Consider the following 19,708-nt stretch of genomic DNA (forward strand, 5'->3'; position numbering starts at 1 on the left):
ATGGTACAACAAGTAACTCAAGGTATTAAGATTTCGGTTAAAACTAAATTTGACGGCACGTACTACAAAGATCGTGTTATGTTGTATGCGTTTAGTTACATGGTAACAATTGAAAATCAAAGTAAGGACACCGTGCAATTAACTTCCCGGAGTTGGATAATTAAGGACTCCCTCAATGGTATAGAAAGTATAGAGGGCGAAGGTGTCATAGGGCAAAAACCAGTTCTAGCACCAGGTAAAAAATATGCCTATACCAGCAGCGCTTTGCTTTTCTCCCCATTTGGAGCGATGAAAGGTTATTTCAATATGGTTAATTTTACTACTACTAGCGACTTTAGAGTTTCCATTCCGCTTTTTAATTTAAGCGCTCCATTCTCAACGAATTGACCAACTTCATCCATAGAGCATCTGCAATTTCCATAATTATTCAATAATAGTTGTTATGTCATTACGAAAGAAGAAGTTTCAATTTTCTGCGTCTGAAGATCTTCATATCGCATTTCAAGATTTCTTTCTTTTTTGACAATCTGGGTAATGCTTTTGGTTTTTATGAAACCTCTATCCATAATTAGATTACTGCTAACGTCCCCATCGCCGGCATTTTTATGAAAATGCAGCATTTCTTCCTTAGAAGCATCTACTTTATCAAATAAAAAGGAAGAAAACCACTGCTCGCGTTTCTTTTTAAGCATTTCGGGATATAAGGGAGAGGATGACCATATTTGAGGTTCCATACGTTCTTTGGAAAAATGATATTTTTGGCCATCCCAAACCAATTTTAATAATTGAATTATACTATTCCAATCCACAATTATTGCTGTGAATGGCTCAATGTCATCGAAATCATAATCTTCTATTTGTAAATATACATTATTCGTTTTCAAAAGATCCTTCACCACCAGCCCCCTACTCTTTCCGTAATATGGCCTGCGCTCGTGAGCCACAAATGCCCCGTTCATTAAACACACCACTCGGTTTCTTTCGCTAAGGCCAATCCAGGTTCCACCTGCAACCACATCTTTCGGATATAATAAACGTACTCCTTCCTCTTCATAAATTTTAGGTGGAATCGTTTCACGTCCGGGTGCTTCATCACGGTTGGATGTCAAAATAAAATTGTTTTTGGATTTTGGAACGAAGGTTATTGTGCACATTTAAAATGGGATGTTCAAGGTTCAGTAAGTTCTTAAGTAATTATTATAATTCATTTTAATTTTCCATTCGTAAAACTAATGAATAGCGTCATTTTAGGTGGAAATAAAGTAAACATTTTTACGCCTAATATCCCAAAACTGCGACTTGCGACTGCCCTCTGAACATTAAAAAAATTGTACCTTTGCCATCTTCATAAATATTAAAATAAAAAAGTTATGGGAAATGGATTTTTTGAAGTACCGATTGCAATAAACGAACCCGTTAAGAGCTATGCTCCAGGTTCACCGGAACGCGAGGAAGTGCTTGAAACTTATAGAAAAATGTATAAAGCCAACATTGAAGTGCCTTTATATATTAATGGAAAAGAGGTTAAAACTAAAGAAACCGCAACAATGTCGCCCCCGCATGATCATAAACATGCATTGGGCATCTATTATAAAGCAACCAAAAGAAATGTAGAAGAGGCCATTGAAACCGCATTGGAAGCTAGAAAAAAATGGGCAGTAATGCCTTGGGAACAACGCGCTGGAATCTTCCTTCGCGCCGCAGAATTGATTGCCGGGCCGTACCGTGCAAAAATTAACGCTGCCACTATGCTGGCCCAATCAAAAAATATTTACCAAGCCGAAATTGACTCTGCCTGCGAACTTATTGATTTTTTGAGGTTCAATGTGCAGTATATGACTGAAATTTATGCCGAGCAGCCCGAGTCTACTTCGGCAGCTTGGAACCGCATAGAATATAGACCTTTGGAAGGATTTATTTATGCAATTACTCCTTTTAACTTTACGGCTATAGCTGGTAATCTTCCGGCAAGTGCTGCATTGATGGGCAACGTTGTGGTGTGGAAACCTAGTAACTCACAAGTTTATTCCGCCAAAATTATTATGGACGTTTTCCGCGAGGCTGGCGTTCCCGCAGGTGTAATAAACATGGTGATGGGCGATGCTGCAATGATTTCAGATACTTTAATGGCAAGCCCAGATTTCAGTGGAGTCCATTTTACGGGATCCACAAATGTTTTTCAAGGCATTTGGAAAAAAATTGGCGATAACATTAAAACTTACAAAACCTATCCACGAATAGTTGGAGAAACCGGCGGGAAAGATTTTATCGTGGCTCACCAAAGTTCAAACCCAAAGCAAGTTGCCACCGCGATGGCTCGAGGTGCCTTTGAATATCAAGGCCAAAAATGTAGTGCCGCAAGCCGATGCTATATTTCAAAAAATATTTGGGATGATGTAAAAAATTATTTACTGGATGACCTGCGATCCTTTAAAATGGGGACGCCTGAGGATATGGGCAATTTTATAAATGCCGTAATAAGTGAAAGTTCCTTTGACAAACTGGCCAGTTATATTGACTCTGCGAAAAATGACAAAAATGTGGAAATTATTGCTGGCGGAAATTATGATAAGAGCAAGGGTTACTTTATTGAGCCAACCGTAATTGTGGTTAAAGATCCAAAATACACCACTATGTGTACCGAACTTTTTGGACCTGTACTTACCGTATATGTTTACGATGACAATAAATGGGAAGAAACTCTGCATTTGGTTGACGAAACCAGTGAGTATGCCTTAACAGGCGCAGTTTTCAGCGAAGACAGATATGCTTTGGAAGTTGCTGTTAAAATTCTTGAGAACGCTGCGGGTAATTTCTACATCAATGATAAACCTACGGGTGCCGTTGTTGGCCAACAACCTTTTGGAGGTGCGCGCGCCAGCGGAACCAACGATAAAGCTGGAAGTAAGCAGAATCTCTATCGATGGATTTCCCCAAGGATGGTAAAGGAAACCTTCGTATCGCCTACGGATTATAGATATCCGTTTTTAGGATAAAAATAAAATCAAATACAAAAAGCCTCGGCACCCTATTGGAACCGAGGCTTTTTCATTTTACTAACAGGAATTTAATTTAAAAGAAAACTAACGTTAACGGTTAATTTTATTTCCATTTCCCCAAGAGCTATGGTCTGCTCACCACCTCCCGCTGCGGAATCCATCATCGCCATTTTATACATAGGTCTTGGTTGGGATGTATTGTCAAATTCGCTTACCGATACGGCTTTTCCAATAGTTTGGTTCAAAGCAGTTGCATATTCCTTGGCTTTCATTTGTGCATTCTGAACAGCTTTTTTACGGGCTTCACTTTTCAAAGACTCCTCTTTTGAAGAAGAAAAGTTAACGCCATCAATGCGGTTAATTCCGGTATCCATTAAACCCTTCATTACAGTTTCATATTGGGAAAGATCGCGAAGTTTCACCGAAAGCGCCTGATTTGCTGCAAAAGTGTAGGTTTTACTGTTGTAATCATAATTTTTGCTAAGGTTCATATATTCGGTTTTTACGTCTTTATCGGCAATATTCATTTTCTTTAGAAATTTTATTACCTCATTAATTGTCGCATCGTTCTGCTCTTTCAACGTTTTTGTGTTCTCGCCGGTATTCTCTACACGGATGTTAATTGTTACCTCATCGGGCACAACGCGAACAATGCCTTCCCCGGCAACGTCTATTGTATTTGGTGGTAATGTATTCTGTGCCATCATAGCGGTTGTAGTTATTGCTAAAATTAAAAGTGTTTGTAAAGTTTTCATATTTTTTCTTCTATTTGTTATTGTATGTTTTTTCTCTTTTTATAAATTATAATTTTCCCAATTTATGCAGCACGAACAAAAGTATAAGCGGCACAGCCAAAAGCACGACAATCCAAAGGCTGGTTTGGAATAAATATGGTGCGAAAATCAACGTTAGCACATAACCGCCAATTGCCCCACCAATGTGGGCATCGTGACCAATATTTCCTAATCTTTTTTTCATTCCGTAGATGGAATACAACAAATATGCCATTCCAAAAAGCCACGCAGGAATGGGTATTGGAATAAAGAAAAGATAAAGCCCCATATCCGGAAAAAATAATATTGCGGAATACAATATGCCCATGACCGCTCCACTAGCCCCAATAGCGCTGTAATGATATTCATCTTTATGGAAATAGAAAGAAAGCAGATTTCCAATAAGTAAACTCGCAACGTAAATGATGACAAAATATGTAACACCAACGCTCATAATTACCACTGGAGCGAAAAAATAAAGCGTTAGCATATTGAACAAAAGATGTGAAAAATCTGCATGTAGAAATGCTGAACTGAACATACGGATCTGTTCCCCACGGCGAATTCCCGCAATGTTGAATTTATATTTTTCAAAAAATGAAAAATCATTGAAACCCTTCATTGAAATAATAACGTTGGCGGCAATAATTATGATGGTTGCTATATCTAAGTTTTGCATTTGTTTAAGTGATTATTGAATTGATAAGGTATTTTTAAATGTTTGGCGCAAACCTTGAAATTTTAAACCTTATGGTTTCCATATGTTTCTTGCGATAAAATTAATTAGTTTTGCGGAATAATTTTTATGCAAAGATTGCTTTATATCCTGGTTTATCCAATTCTTTGGCTACTTTCAAAAATGCCTATGGGCATTTTATACTTTAAATCCAGCGCGCTCTATATTCTTGTTTACTACGTTGTCGGCTACCGTAAAAAAGTAGTAATGGAAAACCTGGCGCTTGTTTTTCCGCAAAAAACACAGCGTGAAAGAAACCAAATCGCTCAAAAATTCTACAAACACTTGTGCGATATAATTTTTGAAACCATAAAAGCCTTTACTATTTCCGAAAAGGAAATCCGCAAACGATTTGTGGTTACCAATGCCGAAATACTCGACAATTATTATGAAAATGACCGAAGCATTTTGCTTATGGCCGGCCATTACGGCAACTGGGAATGGAGCGGGATTCTGAATAAATTGATGCAACATCAGGCACACGCTGTTTATAAACCCTTAGACAGCCAGCAATTTGATGCGTTGGTAAAAAAAACACGGGAGCATTTTGGCGGTATAATTGTAAGCAACAAAAAAATTGTTGGCGTGCTTTTCCGAAAATGGAAAAAGGGAGTTAAGACCCTAACCTATATTCTATCAGACCAAACCCCAAAAGCAGGTGCATATAAACATCGTGATACTTTTATGGGAATAGATGTTCCAGTATTTACCGGTACTGAGGAATTGGCCAAAAAGTTAGATTTTTCAGTGCTCTATCTAAAAGTTGAAAAGGAAAAACGAGGATATTACACCGCTACCTTCGTTCCTTTGGCGGATAACCCCAAGGAATATGATGACTTTCAAATCACACGAATGTTTTTTGATGCTTTGGAAATCCAAATCCGGGAGAAGCCAGAATATTATTTATGGTCCCACAAACGGTGGAAGCTTCGCAAAAGGAATTGATTATTGGCCCGCAACTGCTTTTATTTCCAAAATTATTTTATCGGCTAAACTATCTGCTTCCTCTTGGCTTTTGGCCTCGGTATAAATTCTGATGATTGGTTCTGTGTTTGACTTTCTAAGGTGAACCCAATTTTCAGCAAAGTCAATTTTTACACCGTCAATCGTATTTATTTCTTCCGATCCATATTTTGCTTCCATCGCTTTTAAAATTGCATCAACGTCCAATTGTGGCGTTAATTCAATCTTCTTTTTGCTCATAAAATAAGCGGTGTATTTTTTCCGAAGTTCACTCACGGCAATTTTTTCTTCGGCCAAAAAGGTTAAAAACAAAGCAATCCCAACTAAACTATCGCGACCGTAATGCAGTTCTGGATAAATAATTCCTCCATTCCCCTCACCTCCTATCACGGCATTGGTTTCTTTCATTATTTCAACAACATTCACTTCGCCAACGGCGCTTGCGGTATAAATTGCGCCGTGTTTTTCGGTAACATCGCGCAAGGCACGGGAAGATGACATATTTGAAACTGTGTTTCCGGGAGTGTTTTGCAAAACATAATCGGCAACGGCAACTAAGGTATATTCCTCACCAAACATTTCTCCTTTTTCGTCAACAAAGGCAAGTCGGTCAACATCGGGATCTACCACAATTCCGAAATCGGCATTATTTTCTACGACACTTTTCATCAAATCACCCAAATGTTCCTTTAATGGTTCCGGATTGTGCGGAAATTCTCCATTTGGAGTGCAATGCAGCTTTATAGGTTGGACACCCAGTGCTTCCAGAAGCATCGGTACGGCAATACCTCCGGTGGAATTTACAGCATCAACCACTACCTTAAAATTGGCATCCTTAATAGCATCTGCCTTTACTAATGGCAAGTTTAAAATTTCATCAATATGCAAGTCAATGTAAGCATCATTTTTATGGATTTCACCCAAATTGTCCACTTCAGCAAATTCAATAGTTCCATTTTCGGCAATATCCAATATTTGCTGTCCGGCTTCCGCATTTAAAAATTCCCCTTTATTGTTCAGCAGTTTCAAGGCATTCCACTGTTTTGGGTTATGACTCGCCGTTAAAATGATGCCCCCATCCGCATGTTCCATGGCTACTGCCATTTCAACCGTGGGGGTGGTTGACAGGTTTAGGTCAATGACCGTGATGCCCATGCCAACTAGGGTGTTCATTACTAATTGTTGCATCATTTCACCAGAAATACGTGCATCGCGGCCCACAATCACTTTATAATTTTCCTTATTTCGTTGCTTCTTTATCCAACTTCCATAGGCCGCTGCATATTTTACCGCGTCAATAGGTGTTAAGTTATTGCCTTGGCTTCCGCCAATGGTTCCTCGAATTCCAGAAATTGATTTTATAAGGGTCATTTTTTAATGTTTTTAAGGATTAGAATTTTGATTATTTCAATGAAAATATTAACTCCTGAACTTATTCTTCAATTTTAAAAAATATAGCTCAAAATAAACATAGGAAAAATGCGCCACCAAAAGCGTTCCAGCGAAGGTGAGCAGATGCAATAATACTATGGCCAAGATTTTATTAATATTCTGTAGCATTTCCATTTTCAGAAACAAAAATACAACTGCATTTAAAACAATGGCGTGATACATATAAATTCCGTATGATATACTTCCGAAATGGTTCAAAAGTTTGTTATTCAATTCCAACCCCCGATTGTTAAAGGCTATGGTGTGGATAAACAACGAAAACAATAAACAAGTGATCAGTGACCGAAGCCACAAAGGTTCCATCAAAAAGAAATCCGTTGTGAAATAAAGAATGGTTGCAATACAAATTAAGGCCGGTACAATTGCCCAACGTTTTAAGAAATCAAGATTTTTCCTTTCTTCCAAAATAGCTATAATTCCTCCAGAAAATAAATAGAAAAACACGAAAGAATATTTTCGCAGCACCTCAAAAACGTCGCTCCAAAAAATGAAAAAATACAAAAGGAATAGAATGCCCAAAGCTCTTAGTACCCATTTCACTTTTATAAAAAACAACATGGGTGCGATTATAAGATAAAATTGTTCCTCAATGCCAATGGACCAAAGAATTTCAAGAATACCGCCGGGCTCGAATTGCTTTGCGAAAACATTTGGAAGAAAAAAAACGTTGTAAAAAAACGCTTCTTTCCAAGTATAATTTATTTCAAATGGAATATTCAGAGAAGGTAATATTACGTTGTAAAACAATAGTCCGAAGCCCAAAACTAAATAGTAAAGCGGGAAAATCCGAAGCACCCTCCGCACGTAAAAATCCTTTATTGAAAATGCATCGCGAAGTTTTGCTCGGTAAATAATGCGTATTATCAAAAAACCACTCAACACAAAAAACATATATACTGCCTCTAAACCGCGATGGTATAAGGGAAAGCCATCAAAATATGGTAAACCCTGATTGCGCGAAAGTTGTGGCAAGTGAAAAAGCAACACGAGGGAAGCAAGAAAAAACCGCAGTGGGTCCAAATTTGGTAACCTGTTCAAATTTCAGTTTTTACAGGCCAAAAATACATATATTTATTGAATGAATTTTTTGGCCCATATTTATCTTTCCGGAAACGAAGAAGGCATTATCATAGGTAATTTTATTGCCGATGGAATTAAGGGAAAACGCTATGAAAAATTTCCGCCGGCAATTGCAAAGGGAATATTGCTGCACCGCAGAATAGACAGTTTTACGGATGCCCATCCCATAGTGCAGCAAAGTACGGCGAGGCTTCACAAAAATTATAGCCATTACAGCGGAGTGATCGTGGATATTTTATACGATCACTTTTTGGCAAAAAACTGGCGCAATTATTCTGACCAGCCTTTGGATGAATTTGTACAGGATTTTTATGCATTGCTTCGGAAAAATTTCACCATTCTTCCCGCGCGAATTCAAAAAATGATGCCCTATATGATTGCCGACAACTGGTTGCTGAGTTATGAATCTGTTGAAGGAATAGGTAAAATTTTGGCACAGATGAACGTAAGAACAAAAGGAATTTCCAGAATGGATTTAGCCGTTGCGGAACTCGAAATTTATTACGACGATTTTGAAGCAGAGTTCAAATCCTTTTTCAACGAATTGATTGTCTTTTCCAAACAAAAACTAATTGAACTATGAAAATTTCGTCCCTATTTCTTATTGTGTTTGTACTTTTTTCCTGCAAAGAAAATCCAAAAGCACAGTCATTAACTGAAAGTCCAAATATTGAGGCGAAAAAGGCGGTAATGGCTGACAGTGCCATGGTGGTTTCCGCCCGGGCTGAGGCATCAAAAATAGGTGTGCAAATTCTCAAAATGGGCGGTAATGCCTTTGATGCGCTCATTGCCACCAATATGGCCCTTGCAGTTACGTATCCAAATGCGGGCAACTTGGCAGGTGGTGGTTTTATGGTTTATAGAACCCAGCACGGGGAAATTGGCACTTTGGACTATCGCGAAAAAGCCCCAATGGCGGCCACCAAAAATATGTATTTGGATGAGACAGGAAACATTATTCCCAATAAAAGTGCTATCGGCGCAATGTCTGTGGGCGTGCCGGGAACCGTGGCAGGAATGTTCGCGATCCATGAAAAGTTCGGTAGTTTGCCGATGGAAGTATTATTAAGGCCAGTAATTGAGCTGGCCACAAAAGGCTACAGCATAACAGAGAAAGAGGCAGAACAATTGCTGATATACAAACCCTATTTTGATGAGGTAAACGATGGGGAAATTTTATATTCCAAATCGCTTAATATGCGGGATACTTTAATCAATCTGGCCTTAGCCAAAACCTTGGAACGTATTTCCAAAAACGGAAGAGCCGAATTTTATAGTGGTGAAACTGGCCAAAAACTTATATCATTTTTAAAAGAAAGGGGAGGCATTATTACCTTGCAGGATTTGGAAGCCTACGACGCACAGTGGCGCGAACCGATTGTTTTCAATTATAAGAATTTAAGAATAATTTCAATGGGGCCACCATCCAGCGGTGGAATTTGCCTGGCACAAATTTTAAAAATGGTCGAACCCTTTCCCATTTCAGAATATACACATAACGGCGAAAAATACATTCAATTACTTGCAGAGGCATCGCGCCGTTCCTACGCAGACCGCAGTTATTTCTTGGGCGACCCTGACTTTATTGAGATTCCGGTAGATTCATTACTCTCTCAACCCTACCTTTCACAAAGAATGAAAAATTTTTCATTTGAGACCGCAACGCCATCTATTCAAATTAAACCGGGAGTGGTAACGGGATATGAAAGTCCCGAAACAACCCATTTTTCCATCGTTGATGCATTTGGAAATGCGGTGTCGGTAACCACTACCTTAAATTCATCGTTCGGCTCTTTATTGTTTGTGGATGAATTGGGCTTCTTTTTAAACAATGAAATGGACGATTTCAGTTCCAAACCTGGCGCTCCCAACGTATATGGATTGGTAGGCGGCCAAGCAAACGCTATTGCTCCCCACAAAAGAATGTTGAGTTCCATGACGCCAACCATTGTGGAAAAGGACGGAAAACTGTGGATGGTGGTGGGAACTCCCGGCGGTTCGACAATTATCACCTCGGTTGCGCAAACAATTTTGAACGTTTACGAATTTAAAATGGATATGCAACAAGCTGTGGATGCGCCTCGCTTTCACCATCAATGGCTGCCGGATGCAGTTCGATATGAATTTGGCCGATTTCCCTCGGATTTGATTGAAAACCTAAAACAAAAGGGATATCCCGAAAACACTGAAACCGATCCCATCATCGGAAAGGTTGACGCAATCCTTTTGCTTCCCAACGGAAAGCTTGAAGGCGGTGCCGATAGCCGTGGCGATGACACCGCAATTGGCTATTAAATTAAATCCCACGGACACGTTTAATCGAAATGTTTTGCATTATATCGAAACGTGAAAATTCGGGAAATTAAAAAGGTTAGATTTGAGCAAATTAACTAAGGATTTTTAGAAAATTTGGATTCGAGACCTTTTGAAAACACTATTTATTTCTTCTTTTGCAGAAAAACATATAAGCTTTTCTTCTCTCAAATTGCAGCAATTAGTTTCTTCCACTAACTGTAACCCAAAATCTATTTTCAAAGAATCTCACTATTATTTCCATGCACCGCATGAGCTTTTGAGTTTATGAAGAATAAACCGTTGTACCGGGATGTTTACGCTCTTATCACATTAGTGGTAAGCGGGGCATTGTGTGCAGGACTTGTGTTTCTTCTTTATAATAAATATTTAAACACATTGGGATTTGAGGAAAACTTAAAAAAACTTACCTCAATCTATATAGGCATCAGTGGTTTTTTGTCTGCAATTTTGATGGTATTCTTGGCTGCTTCGGCAATGAACCAAAAAACATATAAGGCGAAGATTATTCACAAAATAAGCAAGACAACCCAGAAAATGCACAATTTCCGAACCATTGCGGAGCTATTGTTTAAATCAGATATTTGGCTACCAGGGCTCCGGGAATATATGGAAAAGGAATACGGCAGTCTCAGCTATTTTGATGTTAAGGAATTCTACAAAGGCAAGTCAAAATTGGCAATTGAATTTCTGCAGGAAACCCATCATTTTGGCGAAACCGAAAACCTATATCTGGAATTGAAATCATTATTGATGACAGATCCCAATGAAAAACAAATTCCCGAAACCATAGACTATCCCATTTTTTATGATAGCGACATCATAGCCAAATGGGTGGAGCACAAAAGCGGGTCCGGTTTGTGGTATGTTTTCGGATATAAATTTGGCCATTATAAGGATTCATTGAATTTTGAGGCCGTTTTTGAGCGTCACCGCGAAAAGATTTTAACCCTCGCAAACACCATTGACAATGAAGTTTTCGACAGCTCCTCCTTCAATGACATTTTTTTTTCACGGCTATGGGAATACCTGACCAAAGACGTAATTCCAAAACTCTCACAGTTCCAAAGCCATATTGACCGGAAAACCCCGCGATTGATTTACTATCTCTACATCGTTTTTTTGCTTTTGATGGTTTTTGGTGTTTTGGTCCCCCTCACCTATTTGATGCTCGGTTTCTCAATTTTCGCGGTAATAATTAGTTATTCCATCGTCATAAGTACAATTTTCTACGTGGCGGTTACCTTTCATATTTTTCTTTCCAAGGAAGTAAACCGATAATAGCCGAAGCTAATTTTCAATCAAAAATTAACATCAACGGGAAGCCATGCATTCTTTATTTTCCTTTCTATTGAGTACCTTTGCGAGCTATGTCAAAAAATGAGGATTTTATTGAAGTTTTGGGCGCGCGCGTCCACAATTTAAAGAACATTGACGTTCGTATCCCTAGGGAAAAATTGGTTGTAATAACAGGGCTTTCGGGCAGCGGAAAATCCTCTTTGGCGTTTGATACCATTTATGCCGAGGGACAGCGCCGCTACATTGAAACATTTTCAGCCTATGCCCGCCAATTTTTGGGAAGTCTGGAACGGCCCGATGTTGACAAGATTGAAGGCCTTTCACCCGTTATTGCTATTGAGCAGAAAACTACAAGCAAAAGTCCGAGATCTACTGTAGGCACCATTACGGAAATATATGATTTTTTGCGCCTTTTTTATGCCCGCGCAAGTGATGCGTATAGCTTCAACACTGGCGAAAAAATGGTTAGTTACAGCGACGAGCAAATTAGGCAGCTAATTATAGAAGATTTTCCCGATAAAAAAGTTAGCATCCTCGCCCCTATTGTTCGCTCCCGAAAAGGCCATTACCGTGAACTGTTCGAACAAATTGCCAAACAAGGGTTTTTGAAAGTTCGCGTGGATGGCGAAGTGCGGGACATTGTGAAGGGAATGAAAGTAGACCGCTATAAAACACACGACATAGAAATTGTAATAGACAGATTGAAAGTTTCCGAAGAAAATGAAAGCAACAAGCGACTATCGGAAACTATAAATACCGCTATGTACCATGGGGATGATGTGCTTATGGTGCTGGATAACGACACCGATACGGCACGGTATTTTAGCCGGTTATTGATGTGTCCATCTTCGGGCATTTCCTATCCCAACCCAGAGCCGAACAATTTTTCCTTTAATTCCCCAAAAGGGATGTGCCCCAACTGCAAAGGGCTCGGCAAACTGTATGAAGTTAATTTGAACAAACTCGTTCCCAACCCGAAACTTTCCATAAAACAAGGTGCGTTGGTGCCGCACGGAACGCAAAAAAGCAATTGGGTTTTTAAACAATTGGAACTAATTGCGGAACGCTTCAATTTTAAAATGACCGATCCGTTTGAAAGTATTCCGCAGCAAGCAAAGGAAGTTATCTTCTACGGGGGAAATGAAAAGTTTGATATTGAATCAAAAAGCTTGGGCATTACCAGGAGCTACAAAATAGATTTTGAAGGTGTTGCCACGTTCATTCAAAACACTTTTGAGGCCAATGAGTCGACATCCCTAAAACGCTGGGCCAAAGAGTATATGGACAAAATTCCCTGTCCGGACTGCAACGGCACAAGGCTTCGGCAAGAATCACTTTATTTTAAGGTAAATGGTAAAAACATTGCTGAACTGTCCAATATGGATGTTGTTGAACTATCGGAATGGTTTAAAGAACTAGAGAACAATCTTTCCGATACGCAATTGAAAATTGCCTCCGAAATAATAAAGGAGGTCCGTTCGCGGTTGCAGTTTTTGGTGGACGTTGGCCTAACCTATTTAGCATTGGACCGAAGTTCTAAATCCCTTTCCGGCGGCGAGGCGCAGCGGATCCGGCTAGCAACGCAAATAGGTTCGCAACTCGTGGGAGTGCTCTATATATTGGATGAGCCGAGCATTGGGCTGCATCAGCGCGACAACGAACGACTAATTTATTCCTTGAAACAACTAAAGGAAATCGGGAATTCCGTAATTGTCGTAGAGCATGATAAAGATATGATTGAAAGCGCAGACCATGTTATAGACATCGGGCCCGCCGCGGGAAGGCACGGCGGCGAGATTGTTTCTCAAGGAACGCCACAGGAAATAAAAACACACGATACACTGACGGCGGAATACTTAAACGGAAAAAAAGAAATTGAAATACCAAAAAAACGTCGTCCCGGAAATGGCAAAACACTCACCTTAAAAGGCGCCACGGGAAACAATCTCAAAAACGTTACAGTTTCATTTCCTTTGGGAAAAATGATTGGGGTTACGGGCGTTTCTGGCAGCGGAAAAAGTACACTTATCAACGAAACCCTTTATCCTATTTTAAATGCGCATTTTTTCAATGGCGTTAAAAAACCGATGCCCTATAAAAAAATTGATGGCCTCGAAAATATTGATAAGGTTATTGATATAAACCAGTCCCCAATAGGAAGAACCCCGCGGAGCAACCCCGCAACTTACACCGGCGTTTTTTCTGAAATTCGAAATCTTTTCGCCAAAACTCCGGAAGCCATGATTCGCGGCTACAAGCCGGGCCGTTTCAGCTTCAATGTTGCCGGTGGACGCTGTGAAACCTGTAAGGGAGCTGGTTTAAGAGTTATTGAAATGAATTTTCTGCCAGACGTTTACGTGGAATGCGAAACCTGCCAAGGCAAACGTTTTAATAGGGAAACTTTGGAAATACGCTACAAGGGAAAATCCATTTACGACGTTTTGGAAATGACTATCAATGAGGCTTCAAATTTCTTTGAAAATATACCGAAAATTTACAGAAAAGTAAAAACCATAAAAGATGTGGGACTGGGCTACATCACCTTGGGCCAACAATCCACAACTCTTTCGGGCGGGGAAGCCCAACGAATAAAACTAGCAACCGAACTTTCCAAACGCGATACCGGAAATACATTCTACATTTTGGATGAACCCACCACCGGCCTCCATTTTGAAGATATTCGCGTGCTGATGATAGTGTTGAACAAATTGGTTGAAAAGGGAAATACAGTTCTTATTATTGAACATAATCTGGACGTGATTAAAACCGTGGATTATGTTATAGACATTGGCCCTGAAGGGGGAAAGCAAGGTGGAAAAGTTTTGGCTTTGGGAACACCGGAGGAAGTTGCAGACAACAAAAAGAGCTATACCGCGCGGTTCCTTAAAAAAGAATTACATTAGGCCCGAGGGAAAACGAAATTATTTGAAAAAATTGTGGAATCCTCCCGCCTTAAAAGCATTCGAATACCGAGAAAATATTTATTGAACAAAAAAATTAAATGAGAGACGAACAATCACCAAAAAACTGGAACCAAGTTAAAACCAACGACTCGTGGGCCATTTTCAAAATAATGGGCGAATTTGTGGGAGGATATGAAAAAATGAGCCGAATTGGCCCGTGTGTTTCCATTTTTGGGTCCGCGCGCACAAAACCGGATCACAAATATTATAAGTTGGCCGAAAACATTGCCAAAAAAATTACTGAAAATGGTTATGGTGTGATTACCGGTGGCGGCCCCGGAATAATGGAGGCGGGCAATAAGGGAGCCCATTTAGCAGGGGGAACTTCCGTGGGTTTAAACATTACGCTTCCTTTTGAACAGCACGACAATCCGTATATAGACAGTGATAAGAGCATTGATTTTGATTACTTTTTTGTGCGCAAGGTAATGTTCGTAAAATATTCGCAGGGGTTCGTGGTTATGCCCGGCGGGTTTGGAACCCTCGACGAATTTTTCGAAGCCTTGACGCTAATACAAACACACAAAATTGATAAATTCCCATTAATACTTGTTGGCAGCGAATTTTGGGGAGGTCTTTTTGAGTGGATAAAAACCACTCTTTTGGAAGCCAACAATAACGTGAGCGCAGAAGACTTGGAATTAGTCCATCTAGTGGACTCGGCAGATGAAGTACTTCAAATTTTAAATGATTTCTATAACGAATACAACCTAAGCCCAAACTTCTAATATTTATATTTAAAGAATGTTTAAAAAAATACTAACCCTTGCTATAGTTTTTATTTCCTTATCGCTAAGCGCGCAGGAAACCATAAAAACAATGGTATATAATTTGTTGGAATTTCCATCGGCATTTCCACCAAACCGTGCAGAAATTCTTAAGGACATACTTGATGAATACGAGCCCGATATTTTTATGATTTGTGAATTGGAAACCGAAGCTGGTGCAAATCTTATTCTGAATACCGCCTTGAATGATGAGGGAAACAATTATGTTATGGCACCCTTTGAACCAAGTCAGTCCGGAGATCCCGACCACCAACAACTTATTTTCTATAGAAAAGGAATGTTTTCTTTGGCAGCCACCGAAGTTTTGCCCACTCCGGTCCGCGATATTAACCATTATACGCTGAAACTGAGTACTGCAGATCAACAGGCAGATCCAGTTCTTTTTGAGATTTTTGTTACCCATTTAAAATCCAGTACAGGAACCGCTAACAAACAGTTGCGGCTTGAAATGGTGCAAGAGTTCACCAATAGATTAGAAAGCTTGGATCCCAATGCATTCGTAATATTCGCTGGTGATTTTAATTTATACACAGCAAGCGAACCTGCATATATAGAGCTTTTGGACCCTACAAATGCAATTGTAATGGTGGATCCTATCAATAGTCCGGGCTCTTGGAACAACAACATAAATTTTCAGGATATCCATACCCAAAGTACGCGGATTAGCTCCGGTCCCTTTGGAGCGGGAGCCGGTGGCGGACTGGATGATCGTTTTGATTTCATTGTAATTTCCGAAAATATGCAGAATGACCCGAAATTAAACTACATCGCAGATAGTTACAAATCCTTCGGCAACAACGGCAATTGTTATGACAATAGCATAAATAGCCCGGACTGTTTTGGAGATTTCGGGCAAACCCTGCGCAACAATCTTTACAATATGAGTGACCATCTTCCTATTGTAATGAACCTTCAAACCAACAAACAAATTGTTTTAAATATTGATGATTTTATTGCAACTTTACCCATTGAACTTGAAAATACCGTAGTCACGGACAAACTGAATTTTCGTACCAATTCAAATTTTTCGGGGAAAGTTTCGTTTGAAATTTACAATGTTCTCGGACAAAAACTTTTGGAATCCACTTTAGACATTTCTGAATTTAAATCCATCAATGTCAGCCAACTTTCAAATGGTATTTATTATTTGAAGACAAACCTTCCAGCTTCACAGACTTTTAAATTTCTTAAAACTTTTTGATAGCCCGAATTATTTTATATAGCATTTTCCTTTGTTTGTCGCATCATGCAATGGCGCAGCATATCTTAAAAATAGATGCTACGTTGAATCCATCGGAAAAAACTATTGCGATAAAACAGCAGATTACCTATAAAAATACCTCTGAGGAAACGCTTAATGAAATTTTCCTTTTTGATTGGGCAAACAGTTTTTCATCCAAAACAACGCCGCTGGCTAAGCGATTTTCTGAAAATTACGATAGCTCCTTCCATTTTGAAAAAGATGAAGATCGCGGCGGAACAACCATCGTAAAAATTTATGACACTGCCATTGTTCCTTTGCAATGGCAACGGGGCAACGCGGTGGATATACTTCGCATTATTCCGGAAATTCCCTTGAATCCGGGTGAAAGTTATACCTTTAATTTAGAATATATAATCAAGGTGCCGAATGACCGTTTTACGCGTTTCGGCGTGAACAACCTCAGTGACTATAAATTGCGCTATTGGTATATGGCACCCGCTGTGTTTAATGGCGAATGGCAAGTTTATAGCAACAAGAACCTCGATGATTTATATATGGCACCCTCATCGTTTTTCATTTCGTTGCATGTGCCCAGGGAATATTCTGTTACTTCAGATTTTGATGTGGTTTCCGAAAATATTTCAGAGAAGACGAAAGATATTCTTCTTGAAGGAATGGAGCGAACAAGGGCAGTTTTATATATTGAACAAAATCCGTCCTTCGAAAACATTGAAACCGACAAACTGACCGTAGTGACCAATCTCGAAAACAGTAAGGTAAATCCGCCAGTACAGGCATTGATGGTAGATCGGGTGGTCCGGTTTCTGGATTCGAAGCTTGGGCCTTATCCGTTCCAAAAAATGGTTATTAGCGAAACGGATTACAAAACCAATCCCGTGTACGGACTTAACCAATTGCCAAGTTTTATCAGTCCTTTTCCCGATGGTTTTGAATATGACATGGAACAGCTAAAAACCATTGCCCGGCATTATATAGACAACACCCTAATTCTCAATTCCAGAAATGATTTTTGGCTGCAGGATGCGCTGCAGATTTATTTAATGATGGATTACGTGGATACCTATTACCCAAAAATGAAGATGATTGGTAATTTGAGCAATTGGTGGATCATTAGATGGGCTCATTTGGCCGACCTTGAATTTAATGATCAATATCCAATGCTTTATATGAATATGGCGCGGGCGAACATTCATCAATCCCTTACCACTCCAAAGGATAGCTTATTGAAATTCAACATGAATATTGCCACTGGATATTACGGGGCGAGCGGTTTAAAATACTTGGATGATTTTTTAGGGGGCGATGTGATGGACACCAGCATTAAGGAATTTTACGCTGAAAATAGATTGAAACCTATAAATTCCTCAGATTTTCAGGAATTTTTAGAGACAAGGACCACCCGTCCCATCAATTGGTTTTTCGAAGATTTTATTGACACTCGCGAGACCATTGATTTCAAAATAAAAAAGGTGGAACAAAAAGGTGATTCTTTGGAGGTATTCATTAAAAATAATAGGAATACGCAGCTCCCTATTTCTTTATATGGCCTTGATAAAAACGGCATTGTGTATAAAACCTGGACAGCGCCCATTGATAGCGTATCCTCTATCACCATTCCTTCAGAAAACATTCGGAAATTGGCGTTGAATTATGAGGGCGAAATCCCTGAATACAACCGCAGAAATAACTTTAAGTCCATTCATGGCCTTTTAAATAAACCAATACAATTCAGACTTTTCCAGGATGTGGAGGATCCAAATTATACCCAATTTTTCTTTATGCCGATTTTTGAATATAATCTATATGATGGCATATCTGCAGGTATTCGACTATACAATAAAACAGTGTTGCCAAAGGCTGTACATTATAGCTTGGAACCACAATTTGGATTTAGATCAGAAACCCTTGTGGGCCGCGCCTCTATAAGCTACACCCAAAGTATTGAAGAAGGAAAATTATATTCTATGCGTTATGGATTTTCAGGAAATTATTATTCGTATGATCGTGGACTTTTTTACAAACGCTATACGCCATACATTACTTTTGCCTTCAGAAATGACGATTTGCGAAACAATGAAAAGCAATTCATAAACATTAGAAATGTGAACGTGTATCAGGATGAAGACCCGAACAACCCTGAGCAGGAACCGAACTACAGTGTCTTTAATTTGCAGTATGTTTATTCCAATCCAAATCTTATAAACTATTTTAAGGGAGTGGTGGATTATGAAATATCCTCAAAATTCAGTAAGCTTTCCGTTAATCTTGAGTATCGCAAATTGTTTTTGAGCAACAGACAATTGAATCTCCGTTTTTTTGCCGGTACTTTTCTTTTTAATGATACCCGTGAAGATGAGGATTTTTTCAGTTTTGCACTGGATAGGCCAAATGATTATCTTTTTGACTATAATTATTACGGTCGGAGCGAGGATTCTGGTCTTTTTAGCCAACAATTGATTATAGCCGAAGGAGGGTTCAAATCGCAATTGGAACCAGCCTATGCCAATAGTTGGATAGCCACTGTAAATGCCAGTACGAATATTTGGAAATGGATCTATGCCTATGGCGATGTAGGTTTGGTCCACAATAAAGGTCGCGGCACCAATGCAGTTTTTGATAGTGGCATACGGCTAAGTCTGGTAGCCGATTATTTTGAGCTCTATTTTCCTATTTATTCCAGTTTAGGCTTCGAGCCCAATTTGCCGCATTATGACGAGAAAGTACGGTTTATCGTTACCTTAAGCCCCAAAACGCTTTTGGGCCTTTTTACGAGAAGATGGTATTGAAAAGTTCCGAAAATTTCGTAAATAAAATTTTCTCATTCTATTTCCAATAATTATTGGCGGCAGCAATTGTTGCAAATTCAGTTGCAACTACTTGCCCTATGGCAATAAGCATTGCCGCATCTTCGGCATAAATGGTACGGAGCTTTTCCCTGACCGATGCATCGGGTTGTGTAGCTTTAATTATTAAACGCGCCATTTTTACGGCAAGTTGCCGACCTTCTTCCGGGGAATTGGTTATAAGCGAATTATTCGGAATTAATTGAACAGGACTAGACATAATTTTGAATTTTTTAAACTATAAACTTTAAAATTAAACAATCCAATTTCGAAA

16 protein-coding genes are annotated in these 19,708 nt (G+C 39.3%); 10 read left to right on the forward strand and 6 right to left on the reverse strand.

Annotation, left to right across the window (positions count from 1 at the left end; genetic code table 11):
- Entirely contained in the window at positions 1-387 is a 387-nt protein-coding gene (gene apaG, locus QRD02_RS04575; protein WP_290253733.1) for a Co2+/Mg2+ efflux facilitator ApaG/CorD, read from the forward strand.
- 53 nt (positions 388-440) lie between these two features.
- Here the strand turns inward: apaG and QRD02_RS04580 are convergent, their stop codons facing one another.
- The gene (locus QRD02_RS04580) at positions 441-1,154 is read right to left on the reverse strand and encodes an NRDE family protein (protein WP_290253734.1); all 714 of its coding nucleotides are present in this window, start codon (positions 1,152-1,154) and stop codon (positions 441-443) included.
- A gap of 216 nt (positions 1,155-1,370) precedes the next feature.
- Here QRD02_RS04580 and pruA point away from each other — a divergent pair, with 216 nt between their 5' ends.
- The gene (gene pruA / locus QRD02_RS04585) at positions 1,371-2,996 is read left to right on the forward strand and encodes an L-glutamate gamma-semialdehyde dehydrogenase (RefSeq protein WP_290253735.1); all 1,626 of its coding nucleotides are present in this window, start codon (positions 1,371-1,373) and stop codon (positions 2,994-2,996) included.
- Positions 2,997-3,067: 71 nt separating this feature from the next.
- Here pruA and QRD02_RS04590 read toward each other — a convergent pair whose 3' ends face one another.
- Complete coding sequence (locus tag QRD02_RS04590; protein ID WP_290253736.1) at positions 3,068-3,754, reverse strand: SIMPL domain-containing protein; 687 nt, start codon at positions 3,752-3,754, stop codon at positions 3,068-3,070.
- Positions 3,755-3,800: 46 nt separating this feature from the next.
- A complete protein-coding gene (locus QRD02_RS04595; RefSeq protein ID WP_290253737.1) occupies positions 3,801-4,451 on the reverse strand; it encodes a rhomboid family intramembrane serine protease in 651 nt (216 codons plus the stop codon).
- A 186-nt stretch (positions 4,452-4,637) separates the two neighbouring features.
- Here QRD02_RS04595 and QRD02_RS04600 point away from each other — a divergent pair, with 186 nt between their 5' ends.
- Positions 4,638-5,453, forward strand: coding sequence for a lysophospholipid acyltransferase family protein (locus tag QRD02_RS04600; protein WP_290253738.1), 816 nt, complete (start codon positions 4,638-4,640; stop codon positions 5,451-5,453).
- Here the strand turns inward: QRD02_RS04600 and glmM are convergent, their stop codons facing one another.
- Positions 5,454-6,842: a phosphoglucosamine mutase gene (glmM, locus tag QRD02_RS04605; protein WP_290253739.1), complete on the reverse strand. Its 1,389-nt coding sequence runs from the start codon at positions 6,840-6,842 to the stop codon at positions 5,454-5,456.
- 48 nt (positions 6,843-6,890) lie between these two features.
- Positions 6,891-7,961: an acyltransferase family protein gene (locus tag QRD02_RS04610; protein ID WP_290253740.1), complete on the reverse strand. Its 1,071-nt coding sequence runs from the start codon at positions 7,959-7,961 to the stop codon at positions 6,891-6,893.
- 40 nt (positions 7,962-8,001) lie between these two features.
- On the opposite strand from QRD02_RS04610, the gene QRD02_RS04615 reads away from it, so the two are divergent.
- The 7 genes from QRD02_RS04615 (at position 8,002) to QRD02_RS04645 (ending at position 19,377) form a co-directional block, all read left to right on the forward strand.
- On the forward strand, positions 8,002-8,586 hold the full coding sequence (locus QRD02_RS04615) for an acyl carrier protein phosphodiesterase (RefSeq protein ID WP_290253741.1): 585 nt from the start codon (positions 8,002-8,004) through the stop codon (positions 8,584-8,586).
- On the forward strand, positions 8,583-10,298 hold the full coding sequence (gene ggt, locus QRD02_RS04620; RefSeq protein WP_290253742.1) for a gamma-glutamyltransferase: 1,716 nt from the start codon (positions 8,583-8,585) through the stop codon (positions 10,296-10,298). The genes QRD02_RS04615 and ggt overlap by 4 nt, the downstream gene beginning before the upstream one ends.
- Positions 10,299-10,583: 285 nt before the next feature.
- On the forward strand, positions 10,584-11,597 hold the full coding sequence (locus tag QRD02_RS04625; RefSeq protein WP_290253743.1) for a hypothetical protein: 1,014 nt from the start codon (positions 10,584-10,586) through the stop codon (positions 11,595-11,597).
- Positions 11,598-11,686: 89 nt separating this feature from the next.
- Positions 11,687-14,518 (forward strand): excinuclease ABC subunit UvrA, encoded by a 2,832-nt coding sequence (gene uvrA / locus QRD02_RS04630; RefSeq protein WP_290253744.1) that lies wholly within the window; start codon positions 11,687-11,689, stop codon positions 14,516-14,518.
- Between the two features lie 98 nt (positions 14,519-14,616).
- Positions 14,617-15,306, forward strand: coding sequence for an LOG family protein (locus QRD02_RS04635; RefSeq protein ID WP_290253745.1), 690 nt, complete (start codon positions 14,617-14,619; stop codon positions 15,304-15,306).
- A gap of 16 nt (positions 15,307-15,322) precedes the next feature.
- Positions 15,323-16,567 carry a T9SS type A sorting domain-containing protein gene (locus QRD02_RS04640; RefSeq protein ID WP_290253746.1) on the forward strand — a complete coding sequence of 415 codons (1,245 nt, stop codon included), beginning with the start codon at positions 15,323-15,325 and terminating at the stop codon, positions 16,565-16,567.
- Between the two features lie 35 nt (positions 16,568-16,602).
- Positions 16,603-19,377 (forward strand): gluzincin family metallopeptidase, encoded by a 2,775-nt coding sequence (locus tag QRD02_RS04645; RefSeq protein ID WP_290253747.1) that lies wholly within the window; start codon positions 16,603-16,605, stop codon positions 19,375-19,377.
- Between the two features lie 37 nt (positions 19,378-19,414).
- Here QRD02_RS04645 and QRD02_RS04650 read toward each other — a convergent pair whose 3' ends face one another.
- Positions 19,415-19,654 (reverse strand): hexameric tyrosine-coordinated heme protein, encoded by a 240-nt coding sequence (locus QRD02_RS04650; RefSeq protein ID WP_290253748.1) that lies wholly within the window; start codon positions 19,652-19,654, stop codon positions 19,415-19,417.
- Positions 19,655-19,708 lie beyond the last annotated feature (54 nt).

It is taken from the genome of Aequorivita aurantiaca, from assembly GCF_030410135.1.
GTDB lineage: Bacteria > Bacteroidota > Bacteroidia > Flavobacteriales > Flavobacteriaceae > Aequorivita > Aequorivita aurantiaca.

Coding starts and splice junctions, on each gene's coding strand:
- QRD02_RS04580 (WP_290253734.1), bottom strand. CDS start 1,154: ATGTGCACAATAACCTTCGTTCCAAAATCCAAAAACAATTTTATTTTG.
- QRD02_RS04590 (WP_290253736.1), bottom strand. CDS start 3,754: ATGAAAACTTTACAAACACTTTTAATTTTAGCAATAACTACAACCGCT.
- ggt (WP_290253742.1), top strand. CDS start 8,583: ATGAAAATTTCGTCCCTATTTCTTATTGTGTTTGTACTTTTTTCCTGC.
- QRD02_RS04650 (WP_290253748.1), bottom strand. CDS start 19,654: ATGTCTAGTCCTGTTCAATTAATTCCGAATAATTCGCTTATAACCAAT.
- pruA (WP_290253735.1), top strand. CDS start 1,371: ATGGGAAATGGATTTTTTGAAGTACCGATTGCAATAAACGAACCCGTT.
- glmM (WP_290253739.1), bottom strand. CDS start 6,842: ATGACCCTTATAAAATCAATTTCTGGAATTCGAGGAACCATTGGCGGA.
- QRD02_RS04635 (WP_290253745.1), top strand. CDS start 14,617: ATGAGAGACGAACAATCACCAAAAAACTGGAACCAAGTTAAAACCAAC.
- apaG (WP_290253733.1), top strand. CDS start 1: ATGGTACAACAAGTAACTCAAGGTATTAAGATTTCGGTTAAAACTAAA.
- uvrA (WP_290253744.1), top strand. CDS start 11,687: ATGTCAAAAAATGAGGATTTTATTGAAGTTTTGGGCGCGCGCGTCCAC.
- QRD02_RS04625 (WP_290253743.1), top strand. CDS start 10,584: ATGAAGAATAAACCGTTGTACCGGGATGTTTACGCTCTTATCACATTA.
- QRD02_RS04640 (WP_290253746.1), top strand. CDS start 15,323: ATGTTTAAAAAAATACTAACCCTTGCTATAGTTTTTATTTCCTTATCG.
- QRD02_RS04600 (WP_290253738.1), top strand. CDS start 4,638: ATGGGCATTTTATACTTTAAATCCAGCGCGCTCTATATTCTTGTTTAC.
- QRD02_RS04595 (WP_290253737.1), bottom strand. CDS start 4,451: ATGCAAAACTTAGATATAGCAACCATCATAATTATTGCCGCCAACGTT.
- QRD02_RS04615 (WP_290253741.1), top strand. CDS start 8,002: ATGAATTTTTTGGCCCATATTTATCTTTCCGGAAACGAAGAAGGCATT.